Origin of the sequence: Citrobacter sp. Cpo012, assembly GCF_030333015.1 — a bacterium.
GTDB lineage: Bacteria > Pseudomonadota > Gammaproteobacteria > Enterobacterales > Enterobacteriaceae > Citrobacter > Citrobacter portucalensis.
On the sequence record NZ_JAOWGR010000041.1, the window covers coordinates 286,359 to 299,296 of the forward strand.

Sequence of the window (12,938 nt, forward strand, 5' to 3'; positions counted from 1 at the left end):
TTTGCCACAACAATTTCGTCGTCTACTACTCTCTCTCGCCAGTCTGCTGGCCTTCGCAACACCTGTATTTGCTGGCAAACTCGCCATCGTCATTGATGATTTCGGCTATCGCCCACACACTGAAAACCAGGTACTGGCGATGCCTTCTACCATCTCCGTTGCCGTTCTGCCTAACGCCCCACATGCGCGCGAAATGGCAATCAAAGCGCATAACAGCGGGCATGAAGTCTTAATCCATCTGCCAATGGCGCCGCTGAGCAAGCAGCCGTTAGAGAAAGACACGTTACGCCCTGAAATGAGCAGCGAAGAGATTGAGAGGATCATTCGCGACGCGGTAAGCAAAGTACCGAATGCGGTCGGTCTGAACAACCATATGGGCAGCGCGATGACATCCAGTCTTTTCGGCATGCAGAAGGTGATGCAGGCGCTGGAACGCTACGACCTCTACTTCCTGGACAGCATGACCATCGGTAACAGCCAGGCAATGCGCGCAGCGTCAGGCACCGGTGTGAAGGTCATCAAACGCAAAGTCTTCCTGGATGACACACAAAACGAAGCCGATATTCGCCGTCAGTTTAATCGTGCCGTCGAGCTTGCGCGCCGCAACGGTTCCGCAATCGCCATTGGCCACCCTCACCCGTCTACGGTTCGCGTCCTGCAGCAGATGCTGTATAGCCTGCCAGCCGACATCACGCTGGTTCGCCCAAGCAGCTTGCTCAATGAACCACAGGTGGATACCTCCAGACCAAACCTCACGCCACCGAAGAACGGTACGCCAGATGCTCCGCGTAATCCTTTCCGCGGGGTGAAATTATGCAAACCGAAACAGCCGTTAGAGCCGGTGTACGCCAGCCGCTTCTTCAGCGTGCTCGGCGAAAGCATCTCCCAAAGCACGCTGGTGCAGTATATGCGCCTGCAGTGGCAGGGCTGGCAATAATCAGTCTTTACTATCCAGCGTTAAATGGGCCAGGCGGCGCGGCGTCAATGATTTATCGCGCCACTGGCTAAAACGGATAGCCCACAACAGCACCTGATAACCCAGCTTAACGCTGCAGATATTACTCACCATACGCTTGAACATACCCGATACAAATACTTCAGCAATCATGCGCTGGCGGATTTTCTCGTCCGGCTCTTTACGTATGCAATGACAAACGCGTAGCGCTTCGTAAATCACCTGCTGTTTGAATTCCGGGTAAATTGGAATGCGTCCGGCGTAGTCGTGATTCATCTTATCCAGCAGACGGGTAATTTTGATGTAGTGGCGCTGGTAAGCGAGGTTTTTCAGCCCGGTGCGCGGCAGACGGCTAACAGATGCGCCGTGCAGGAAGTATTTGTACAGCGGGACTTCCGTGTAACGCGCGCGCTTCGCATTAAACATAAACTCCGTTGTCCAGATAATATCCTGGTGGTGCAGGCCAGACAGGAAGGTCAGCCCCGCGTCGCGGATAGTCTGATGACGATAAACGCCCATCCAGACAACGTGCCGCCAACGGCGGCTGGCTAACGCTTTGCGTAACCAGTCTGGCCCGGTCATCACGCCGGTAGAACGAATACGATCGGTAGGAATGGATGCCCAGGTGTGGCCCGTCTCAGCAATACACCAGTCAGCGTTGCACTGCGCAACATCCAGGTTGTCTTTCAGCGCCATATTCATCAGCGTTTCATACATTTCCGGATAGGCAATATCATCGCCGTCTACGTACGCGATGTACTCCCCCCTGGCAACTTTCATACCGGTATTGCGCGCCGCAGAAACGCCCCCATTGCGCTGGTGCAGCAGATGAACGTGCGGATAACGATCCGCATAAGACTGAGCAAGCTCCGCAGAGTTATCCGTAGAGCCATCATTAACAATAATGATCTCCAGGTTCTTCCAGGTTTGCGCAATCAGTGAATCCATACACGCAATGAACGGCTCACCCGTGTTGTAAAGCGGCATAATGACGCTCAGGAGACCAGGGGTATAGGTCATATCAAATCCTGCCAAACAGTAGAGTTATCGGCACTTTTTAGCATATTAAGCGGTAGATTTTCAGAAAAAAATATTAATTCTTTAGCGGAAAATGCGCCGGGCAGGAGGAAGCAAAAAAGCCCCGGACGGTAATGATAATCAACATCCGGGGACAACACACAGAATCCACAGGGTGGATACGGTTAATCCCAGCTCAGGATCACTTTCCCTGACTGGCCTGAACGCATCGCGTCAAAGCCCTGCTGGAATTCATCGATGGAGAATCGATGGGTGATGATCGGCGACAAATCCAGACCAGACTGGATCAGTGCAGCCATTTTGTACCAGGTTTCAAACATCTCACGACCGTAGATACCTTTAATAAACAGCCCCTTAAAGATGACTTTGGTCCAGTCGATGGACATATCAGATGGCGGAATACCCAGCATAGCAATACGGCCACCGTGGTTCATGGTGTCCAACATGGCGCGAAACGCTGGCGGCGCCCCGGACATCTCCAGTCCCACATCAAACCCTTCGGTCATACCCAGTTCAGCCATCACGTCGGTCAGATTCTCTTTCGACACGTTGACCGCGCGGGTGATACCCATTTTGCGCGCCAGCTCAAGGCGATACTCATTAACGTCGGTGATCACCACGTGGCGTGCGCCAACGTGCTTCGCGACCGCTGCCGCCATAATACCGATTGGACCCGCACCGGAAACCAGCACATCTTCCCCAACCAGATCGAACGACAGCGCCGTGTGCACTGCATTACCGAACGGATCGAAGATAGACGCCAGGTCGTCGGAGATATTGTCCGGGATTTTAAATGCGTTAAATGCCGGGATCACCAGGTACTCCGCAAAGCAGCCAGGGCGGTTTACACCGACACCTGTCGTATTGCGGCACAGGTGAGTACGTCCACCACGGCAGTTACGGCAATGCCCGCAGGTGATATGACCTTCGCCTGAAACGCGATCGCCGATTTTAAAGCCTTTAACTTCCTGACCGATGCCAACAACTTCGCCGACATATTCATGCCCAACGACCATCGGTACCGGGATGGTTTTTTGCGACCATTCATCCCAGTTATAAATGTGAACGTCAGTCCCGCAGATGGCTGTTTTACGGATTTTAATCAGCAAATCGTTATGACCGACTTCCGGTTCAGGAACGTCGGTCATCCAAATGCCCTCTTCCGCTTTCAGTTTGGATAACGCTTTCATTTCACATCCTCAGGCAATAACGCCCAGTTGTTTACCAATGCGTGTGAACGCCTCAACAGCACGCGTAATCTGCTCAGGGGTATGCGCCGCAGACATCTGGGTACGGATACGCGCCTGGCCTTTTGGAACCACCGGATAGAAGAATCCGGTAACGTAAATCCCCTCTTTTTGCAGCTCGCGGGCGAATGCCTGCGCCACTACTGCATCACCCAGCATAACCGGGATGATCGCGTGATCCGCACCGGCTAACGTAAAGCCTGCGGCAGACATTTGCTCGCGGAACTGACGTGCATTCGCCCACAGGCGATCGCGCAGGTCGCTGCCAGCTTCAACCATTTCCAGCACTTTAATGGAAGCCGCAACAATCGCCGGTGCCAATGAGTTGGAGAACAAATAAGGACGGGAACGCTGACGCAGCCACTCAACAACTTCTTTGCGCGCTGCGGTGTAACCACCGGATGCGCCGCCGAGTGCTTTACCCAGCGTACCGGTGATGATGTCCACGCGACCCATCACGTCACAGTATTCATGGGAGCCACGACCATTTTCGCCGACAAAACCGACGGCATGGGAATCATCAACCATGACCAGAGCGTCGTATTTATCCGCCAAATCGCAAACGCCTTTCAGGTTAGCGATTACCCCATCCATAGAGAACACGCCATCAGTGGCGATCAGGATATGACGAGCGCCCGCTTCACGCGCTTCTTTCAGGCGAGCTTCCAGTTCCACCATATCGTTGTTGGCGTAACGGAAACGTTTTGCTTTACACAGACGCACGCCATCAATGATAGAAGCGTGGTTCAGGGCATCGGAAATAATTGCGTCTTCTGCGCCCAGCAGCGTTTCAAACAGGCCGCCGTTGGCGTCGAAGCAGGAAGAGTAAAGGATGGCATCTTCCATACCGAGGAATGCCGCCAGTTTTTGCTCCAGTTGTTTATGGCTGTCCTGGGTACCGCAAATAAAGCGAACCGAAGCCATACCAAATCCGTGAGAATCCATACCCGCTTTTGCCGCAGCAATCAGTTCCGGATGGTTAGCCAACCCCAGATAGTTGTTCGCACAAAAGTTAATAACGTGGCTTCCATCCGCCACGGTAATATCCGCCTGCTGGGCAGATGTAATAATGCGTTCTTCTTTAAACAATCCTTCCGCACGTGCGGTTTCGAGATCGTTCGTTAACTGTTTGTAAAAATCCCCACGCATTTCAATTCTCCAGACTGGGCAAATTTCAGCACATATTACCCAAAGCTATACGTTGATACGAGATGACGCATCATCACTTCTTCAAAATGAAGCATAAATCACGTGTACCCGCACGGCTTATCGGTGAATGGCTGAAGCCTAAGCCATGTAGTGATATGATAGAAGTATTCGTGTCTGAGATTGTCTCTGACTCCATAATTCGAAGGTTACATTTATGATCATCGTTACCGGCGGCGCGGGCTTTATCGGCAGCAACATCGTTAAGTCCCTGAATGATAAAGGCATCACCGACATCCTGGTGGTGGACAACCTGAAAGACGGCACCAAGTTTGTTAACCTGGTGGATCTGAATATTGCTGACTACATGGACAAGGAAGACTTCCTGATCCAGATTATGGCCGGGGAAGATTTCGGCGATATCGAAGCGATTTTCCACGAAGGCGCATGCTCTTCCACCACCGAGTGGGACGGCAAGTATATGATGGACAACAACTATCAATACTCCAAAGAGCTACTGCACTACTGCCTGGAGCGTGAAATCCCATTCCTGTACGCGTCCTCTGCCGCCACCTACGGCGGTCGCACTTCTGATTTCATCGAATCCCGTGAATATGAGAAACCGCTGAACGTCTACGGCTACTCAAAATTCCTGTTCGACGAGTACGTGCGTCAGATCCTGCCAGAAGCCAATTCGCAGATTGTTGGCTTCCGCTATTTCAACGTCTACGGACCGCGTGAAGGCCACAAAGGCAGCATGGCAAGCGTTGCTTTCCACCTCAACACCCAGCTTAACAATGGCGAAACGCCAAAACTGTTTGAAGGCAGTGAAAACTTCAAACGTGATTTCGTTTACGTAGGCGACGTGGCTGCGGTAAACCTGTGGTTCCTGGAAAACGGGGTTTCCGGCATCTTTAACCTCGGTACAGGTCGTGCGGAATCTTTCCAGGCCGTTGCCGATGCTACGCTGGCGTACCACAAAAAAGGCAGCATTGAGTACATTCCATTCCCGGAAAAACTGAAAGGCCGCTACCAGGCATTTACCCAGGCAGATCTGACGAACCTGCGCGCAGCGGGCTATGACAAGCCGTTTAAAACCGTCGCCGAAGGCGTCACGGAATATATGGCCTGGCTGAACCGCGACGCGTAAGTATGAAAATTTTGGTGGTTGGCCCGTCTTGGGTGGGCGACATGATGATGTCGCAAAGTCTCTATCGCACGCTCAAGGCGCGCTATCCCCAGGCGATAATCGACGTGATGGCACCTGCGTGGTGCCGTCCGTTATTGTCGCGCATGCCAGAAGTCAACGAAGCTATCGCCATGCCGTTGGGGCACGGCGCGCTGGAGATCGGCGAGCGCCGTAAACTCGGCCACAGTCTGCGTGAGAAGCGCTATGACCGCGCTTATGTGCTGCCTAACTCGTTTAAATCCGCTCTGGTGCCATTCTTTGCGGGTATTCCCCATCGTACCGGTTGGCGTGGCGAGATGCGCTACGGTCTGCTAAACGATGCGCGCGTACTGGATAAAGACGCATGGCCACTGATGGTCGAGCGCTATGTGGCTCTGGCTTATGATAAAGGCGTGATGCTGACGGCCACAGATTTGCCGCAGCCTCTGCTATGGCCACAGTTGCAGGTCAGCGAGGGTGAAAAATCGCTAACCTGTAGCCAGTTCTCCCTTTCAGCCGAACGCCCCATCATCGGTTTTTGCCCAGGTGCGGAATTTGGTCCAGCGAAACGCTGGCCACATTACCACTACGCAGAGTTGGCGAAGCAGTTGATCGATGAAGGCCATCAGATTGTGCTGTTTGGCTCAGCAAAAGACCATGAAGCTGGCAATGAGATCCTGGCAACGCTGAGCACTGAACAGCAAGCCTGGTGCCGTAATCTGGCGGGCGAAACACAGCTGGAACAGGCCGTCATTCTGCTCGCCGCCTGCAAAGCGGTCGTCACCAACGATTCTGGATTAATGCACGTGGCCGCAGCACTGAACCGTCCACTGGTCGCATTGTATGGTCCAAGCAGCCCGGACTTTACGCCCCCGCTTTCCCACAAGGCACGTGTCATTCGCCTGATTACGGGGTATCACAAAGTGCGTAAGGGCGATGCGGCAGAAGGCTATCACCAGAGCCTGATTGACATCACGCCGCAGCGCGTGCTGGAAGAACTCAACGACCTGTTGTTACAAGAGGAAGCCTGACGGATGCGGGTTCTGATCGTTAAAACGTCGTCTATGGGCGATGTGCTGCATACGTTGCCCGCATTAACCGATGCGCAGCAGGCTATTCCGGGTATTCAATTTGATTGGGTGGTGGAAGAAGGGTTCGCTCAAATCCCCTCCTGGCATTCAGCTGTTGACCGGGTTATTCCAGTAGCGATCCGTCGCTGGCGTAAAGCCTGGTTTTCAGCGCCGATTAAAGCCGAGCGTAAAGCGTTTCACGATGCGGTGCGTTTACAGCATTATGACGCAATAATCGATGCTCAGGGTTTAGTTAAGAGCGCCGCGTTGGTGACACGTCTGGCACGTGGCATCAAGCATGGTATGGACTGGAGCACAGCCCGCGAACCGCTGGCGAGTCTGTTTTATAATCGCAAACATCACATAGCCAAACAGCAGCACGCGGTAGAACGTACGCGTGAATTGTTCGCCAAAAGTCTGGGGTATGCTAAACCGCAGTTGCAGGGTGATTACGCGATTGCGCAGCATTTTATGAATGAACATAAGGCTGATGCAGGCCAGTATGCTGTATTTCTGCACGCCACGACACGTGATGATAAGCACTGGCCAGAAGCCAACTGGCGGGAGCTTATTGGCCTGTTAAATAATACCGGCATCCGTATTAAACTGCCCTGGGGTGCTCCTCATGAAGAAGAGCGCGCCAAAAGGCTGGCAGAAGGGTTTCCCTACGTTGATGTCCTGCCGCGAATGAGTCTGGAAGATGTGGCTCGCATTCTGGCGGGGGCAAAGTTTGTGGTGTCGGTTGATACAGGATTGAGCCATTTAACCGCCGCACTGGATCGCCCCAATATTACGTTGTATGGTCCAACAGACCCCGGACTGATTGGGGGATATGGGAAGAATCAATACACACAGCAAAGCCATTCCGGAAAATTGCAGGACCTGGATGCTAACTTAGTCAACATATCGCTAGTTGATAATAATTTGCTTTAACTTTAAGAGATGAACCATGCTTCGCCAACACATGTTTTCTCGCTTTATTTATAGTATAAAAAATAATCCATTCGATTTTATATACTTCTTATTTTACGCTGGGATCCTGGCAACGCTTGCGATGGTGTTGGTCAATCCAGATGAAGCGCTGAAGGTATTTATTTTCTCCACGGCGCTATCTCTACCGCTTATAGGAAAAAATATAAAACATGTGTGCAGTAACAAACAAAACCTGGTTTTACCTGTTATGTTGTTGCTCTTCGGTTTACTCCAGATTATTTGGGTAGAAATATTCAAACAGCCAGGCTCTGCTTTTACCGGAGCCTATAGGTCATACCAGAACGGTGGCAAAGTGATGATTTTTGCCGCACTGGTTATGACCGCTTTGGCATCGCGAGAGCCATGTGCCAACACAACTCGCATCACCAGTATCTGGACAATTCTTACAGCAATAGGTCTGTATCTTTTCGCAGGCTACGAGGTCGCCGGGGCACCAGATATTATGACCTACCGTGTTGCGCTGGGCTTTGAACACCAAACCGGCACAGCCTACGCTCTGACGCTAATTGCATTATTAGCCTCTCAGGCCATTATTAATCTGCGTCTAAAACACACCGTTGCACTCTATCTGTTACATTTTTTGATATCGCTGGCAGTCATCATCACAACGCAAACTCGAGCCGCTATTTTGGTATACCCGATCCTGAGTGTCGGCCTATTCCTGATGTACTATCGTCACAACCGCACCATGCTATTAAGGGCACTGCTGGGTTTTGTAATACTGGTGGGGGCTGCTGCAATCCCCTTAAAACCAGTCATTGAAAGCCGCTATCAGAACTTCCTGGTTGATCTGCACTCTTATAATCAAAACAATAGTAATACTTCTATCGGCGCGAGACTGGCGATGCAACGGGCAGGTATTGAAGCCGGGAAAGTGCACCACTGGGGACAGTCACTCGAACAACGCGGAGCAGAAATTCAGCGACTTGCGGTGCAGGACACCTCGCTGCAAGGGGCACTGGTCTTCATTGATGTCCACCTGCATAACGAAATGGTTGATACCTTCTCACTAAAAGGCATCCCTGGTGTTGTTGTGCTACTCTTGCTCTATACTGCCATGTTTTTAATAGCTTACTGGCAACGTAGTCCTCTGTTGTCCGTCGTCTCAGGCGCTATCGCAGTCTATGGCTTGAGTGATTTATTATTATATGCCAAAGGTGAAGCCCTGAGCAGCGTGCTGGCGTTATGTGTAGCAGCAGTACTGAGCTCGAATCCAACAAGAGAACGATGCCATGGTTAACGCTTCCGGTTATTTACTGAGCATTATTATACCTACATACAACAACGCTGAACTCATCACAGCGACGTTGGCGTCTATACATCAGAGCATCACAGATGATGTGGAGGTAATAATTGTTAATGATGGCTCTACGGATTTAACCGAAGAGCGTATAAATGCGTTTTACCGCGAAAAAGATTGTCATAACGTTAAGTATATAAGTCAAAAAAATCAGGGTGTTGCAATCACCCGTAATGTTGGGCTTGCTCATGCGACAGGGAAATATATTGGCTTTGTAGACAGTGATGATATTGTCTGCCAGAATTATTTTACAATTCTCCTGCCTAAGTTAAGAGACGAAAAATATGACATCATCGAATTTAACTTAACTCGAGATATAAACAATTTGTATAAGAACGCGCCGAAAATGGAAAACAACATTACCCAGCGCGAAATAATCTTATCAGATGACAATTACGCCCCTCTATTACCAACATTCAAGGCAGGGCAATGGCATCTGATGACAAAAATCTTTCACCGCAATATCATTGGTAGCGATAAGTTCGAGGAACATCGCCGCTACGAAGACATGATTTTTTGCCCATTCCAGTATTTTAAATGCCATAAGATTCTAAAAATCGAGAATAAGTTATATTACTACCGAGTAAACGATAAAAGTATTACCGAGAACATTATTGATAGTGACGCTGACAGCATCTTCTTTGCTATGCGAAAAATGTATAACTATATTAATGAAAATAGATCCAAGCGTACTGTTGCGACATTTATGATTATCAATTGCTTTCTCGAAGGACGTAAACTGTTACGCAAGAAAAAAGGCTATTATCGCTATAGCGAGAGTATGCTAAATGACATTCAGAATGCACTTGCATGCTGCGATACGAAAATCGTTAAGAAGAAAATAATTCTGAAGATGAAATATCCCCATATCGATCGTTCTATTTCTGAAACAAGATATAAGATAATATCTGCTTGCAAAAGCTTATTCTTGCGAAAGGGATTTTAACATGTTTGAAAAAGTTGACCGGATTCTTATTTGCAAGCTCAAGTTTTATGGGGATGTTCTGCTAACTACGCCTGTCATTGCCAGCATTCGGGCACGTTATCCACAAGCGGAGATCGATCTGTTGCTCTATAAAGATACCAAAGCAATCTTAGCCGCCCATAAAGATATCAATAATTTTTATCTGATTGAGAAAAAGCAAGGCCTGCTGTCAACAGTGAAAAATTACCTTTCAGTACGTAAACAACTGAAGAAAAATCACTACGACCTGATCGTTAACCTCACCGAACAATGGCCGATCGGCGCTCTTATAGCGTCTTTGCGTTGCCCTTCAATTGCTTTTGAGCGCGAAAAAGATCAGTGGAACCGACTTTTTACGCGAGTAACGCCATCCATTGGAACACATATTGTTGAACAAAATTTATCTATTCTAAAAGGTATCGGGTTTAGCGAAACAGAACTGAAGAAAGAGATGTCTCTTTGTTATCGCCCTGACGACTATCAACATTTAGTTACCCTACTCCCGGAATTGCCTTCACAAAAATATGTCGTTATTCAACCCACTGCCAGACAAGAGTTTAAATGCTGGGACGATGAAAAATTCGCGCATGTTATAGACCACCTTCATCGGCGTGGTCTGCATGTTTATCTTACCTGTGGGCCAGCGCTAAGTGAGCAGCAGCAGGTTCAGCGCATTGCTGAACTGTGTCAATCTTCCCCTGATCTGACGCTGGCAGGTAAAACCACCTTTTTACAGTTGGCTGCATTGATCGATCATGCCGTTCTGTACATTGGCGTCGATTCTGCTCCTATGCATATGGCAGCGGCGCTAAAGACACCGCAGGTCTGCCTGTTTGGCGCCACCAATTATCAACAGTGGAAGCCATGGTCGGATAAAGCTTTATTGATTTGGGCTGGCGATTATCATCCGATGCCTTCTCGAGATAAACTCGACAGATCTAAAAAATATCTAACATGGATACCGGAGCAAGCTGTGATTGACGCTATCGATAAGGTACTTCATGATAGTGACAATATAAAAGGTAATGAGAAAGCATAAATGGACAGCAAAAAAAACGTTATTAACATTGCTTACTGTACAGATGCCAATTATCTGGAATATGTAGCAGTGTCCATTATGTCTGTCATAATGAACAACCCGGGGCAGGATCTGTCATTCTTCGTCTTTGTCTATGACGTTACAGATGAAGAAATCAATAAACTACGTTCTACCAGTGATAAAATTCAGGTTATCAATATCGATAAGGAAGAGATTGAAAAGTATAACAATGACTTTGCAATCAAACACCTGAACCGTTCAATCTATATGCGATTAGCGGTCCCACGACTGCTTAGGGATAAGGTAGAGTCTTTTATCTATTTAGATGCAGACACACTGTGCTTCGACAGCATTCATGAAATTAATAACATTGACATTAGTGAAGTTATTTGTGCCGTCAGTCATGATTCGTTTGATAATAGTAGCAACAAAAATGCGAAACGATTAAATTTAACGACAGATTTTTATTTCAACTCCGGATTTATGTATATTAATATCAAAAAATGGACTGAACACAATATTGAAATAAAAGCTAACCAAATATTGTTCGATCGGGTCAAAAATCTCCCTTATCCGGATCAAGATGCTCTGAACATTGCTATTAATGGCAATGTTAAATTTATTGATAACAAATGGAATTTTTTATTTAACTGGTTTACTGAACAACAGAAAGAGACCTTCTTTTTTCAAAAAGATACTCTACCACGTATTATCCATTTCACCGGTGGAAGGAAACCCTGGTATAAAGAACACACTGGGCTTTCACAGCAACTTTATCTTTTCTACCATCATTTCACGCCATGGCGAAATACTGAACTACGGTCTTATGCTCCACGTATGAGGCCTACTGATTATCGTGTTTACTCACGTCAGGAAGCCCAAAAGGGAAATTACTATGCCTCTCTCAAATGGTATATGAAATACCTTAAGACTAAATTACGTTAATAAAAAACTCCCTTACGGGAGTTTTTTATTATTTTTTTAATTTTTCACGCAAATAACCAATATAACTGATTACTGAGGCGAAATACTTCCCTTGTAACCTTTCATGGCGTGACTTCTTTTTGTACTGTTTTGGCGTTCTGGCAGGTAGCAGTGGAACTGTCGCCCACGGAGAAGCCTTCCAGGCTTCAACAAAGTACTGTGCTGAAGGATAGTTAGCCCATGAATTCCAGGGTTTAGTTACACCAACATAATGAATAAGAATAGTGTCATTGGTGATGTATTCTTTATATCGAGAAGTGTCTTTACTCTTTAACTCTTGTTTAATGCCATATATTGCATCGTAGATTCTAGGTAGAAAAATGGTTTTCCCTAAAAACATAATATTCAAAACATCCTGATCAAGAAACGCAAATTTCTTGGTTTTGTCCAACAGAATAGAAAATGCTTTAGCGAAAAACTGTTGTTCCTTCCACTTCTTTAAATTAGCAAAAATAACACCAGCATTAAAATATTGCTCAACAAATTCCGGAACGTTAAGTCGAGTGGCAGCATATGAACGACTGTCATCAATATCTTGAATAACTGCAGCCACATGATGCTCAAACTGAATTTTTGTTAATTCAATCAACGACCCTTTACATACCACATCGGCATCTATATATAATAAATTATCAATTTTTTCACTAAGATACTCAAATGCAATAAACCTAAAATAGGTCGCATAAGACCACGCATTCCCGCATGGCAAAACCTTTAATCCTTCAGCATTCATCACATAAACAGTTATATTCGTTGAATACTGCTTTGCTAATATTTCTAATTTTTGCTGATAGTCTGAGTCAATATAATCAGTAAAAAGATGAAAATGAATATTGATATCTTGATTATGTAGTAAAACGGACGACATCGAAACCGCCGCGCCAAACATAAAGTTCTGATCAACCCCCCAGGCGATATTGAGCTGTGGTTTTTGTTCTTTTGGAGCACCAAAGAACTCAATGGTATCCTTGATAGACTGATGACAATCAAAATTCATGTACTACACCTTTTCAATATGCTATCTGACAATTATA

At 47.4% G+C, this 12,938-nt stretch carries 12 protein-coding genes; 8 read left to right on the forward strand and 4 right to left on the reverse strand.

All coding sequences use genetic code 11. The annotated features are described in order from the left end of the window. The first annotated feature begins 1 nt into the window (after position 1). Positions 2–937 carry a divergent polysaccharide deacetylase family protein gene (locus tag OGX90_RS17500; RefSeq protein WP_086538645.1) on the forward strand — a complete coding sequence of 312 codons (936 nt, stop codon included), beginning with the start codon at positions 2–4 and terminating at the stop codon, positions 935–937. Here the strand turns inward: OGX90_RS17500 and OGX90_RS17505 are convergent, their stop codons facing one another. The 3 genes from OGX90_RS17505 to kbl all read right to left on the reverse strand — a co-directional run bounded on the left by OGX90_RS17505 (position 938) and on the right by kbl (position 4,389). Continuing rightward, positions 938–1,975 carry a glycosyltransferase gene (locus OGX90_RS17505; RefSeq protein WP_048215306.1) on the reverse strand — a complete coding sequence of 346 codons (1,038 nt, stop codon included), beginning with the start codon at positions 1,973–1,975 and terminating at the stop codon, positions 938–940. A 182-nt stretch (positions 1,976–2,157) separates the two neighbouring features. After that, the gene (gene tdh, locus OGX90_RS17510) at positions 2,158–3,183 is read right to left on the reverse strand and encodes an L-threonine 3-dehydrogenase (protein ID WP_003024132.1); all 1,026 of its coding nucleotides are present in this window, start codon (positions 3,181–3,183) and stop codon (positions 2,158–2,160) included. Between the two features lie 9 nt (positions 3,184–3,192). Then, complete coding sequence (gene kbl / locus OGX90_RS17515) at positions 3,193–4,389, reverse strand: glycine C-acetyltransferase (RefSeq protein ID WP_003827313.1); 1,197 nt, start codon at positions 4,387–4,389, stop codon at positions 3,193–3,195. A 214-nt stretch (positions 4,390–4,603) separates the two neighbouring features. On the opposite strand from kbl, the gene rfaD reads away from it, so the two are divergent. From rfaD to OGX90_RS17550, 7 genes are read left to right on the forward strand one after another with little or no spacing between them, the layout of a single operon-like run. Next, positions 4,604–5,536 (forward strand): ADP-glyceromanno-heptose 6-epimerase, encoded by a 933-nt coding sequence (gene rfaD / locus OGX90_RS17520; protein ID WP_003827312.1) that lies wholly within the window; start codon positions 4,604–4,606, stop codon positions 5,534–5,536. 2 nt (positions 5,537–5,538) lie between these two features. Next, positions 5,539–6,585, forward strand: coding sequence for an ADP-heptose--LPS heptosyltransferase RfaF (gene rfaF, locus OGX90_RS17525; RefSeq protein ID WP_286624392.1), 1,047 nt, complete (start codon positions 5,539–5,541; stop codon positions 6,583–6,585). A gap of 3 nt (positions 6,586–6,588) precedes the next feature. Beyond that, positions 6,589–7,557, forward strand: a complete 969-nt coding sequence (gene rfaC, locus OGX90_RS17530; protein WP_103014674.1) for a lipopolysaccharide heptosyltransferase RfaC — start codon at positions 6,589–6,591, stop codon at positions 7,555–7,557. 16 nt (positions 7,558–7,573) lie between these two features. Next, on the forward strand, positions 7,574–8,857 hold the full coding sequence (locus OGX90_RS17535; protein ID WP_234692492.1) for an O-antigen ligase family protein: 1,284 nt from the start codon (positions 7,574–7,576) through the stop codon (positions 8,855–8,857). Continuing rightward, positions 8,850–9,863, forward strand: coding sequence for a glycosyltransferase family 2 protein (locus tag OGX90_RS17540; RefSeq protein WP_079934344.1), 1,014 nt, complete (start codon positions 8,850–8,852; stop codon positions 9,861–9,863). The genes OGX90_RS17535 and OGX90_RS17540 overlap by 8 nt, the downstream gene beginning before the upstream one ends. 1 nt (position 9,864) lies before the next feature. After that, positions 9,865–10,920, forward strand: a complete 1,056-nt coding sequence (rfaQ, locus tag OGX90_RS17545) for a lipopolysaccharide core heptosyltransferase RfaQ (protein ID WP_234692491.1) — start codon at positions 9,865–9,867, stop codon at positions 10,918–10,920. Continuing rightward, complete coding sequence (locus tag OGX90_RS17550) at positions 10,921–11,865, forward strand: glycosyltransferase family 8 protein (protein WP_234692490.1); 945 nt, start codon at positions 10,921–10,923, stop codon at positions 11,863–11,865. Positions 11,866–11,893: 28 nt separating this feature from the next. Here OGX90_RS17550 and OGX90_RS17555 read toward each other — a convergent pair whose 3' ends face one another. Beyond that, positions 11,894–12,901, reverse strand: coding sequence for a glycosyltransferase family 8 protein (locus OGX90_RS17555; RefSeq protein ID WP_136391361.1), 1,008 nt, complete (start codon positions 12,899–12,901; stop codon positions 11,894–11,896). Between the last annotated feature and the right edge of the window lie 37 nt (positions 12,902–12,938).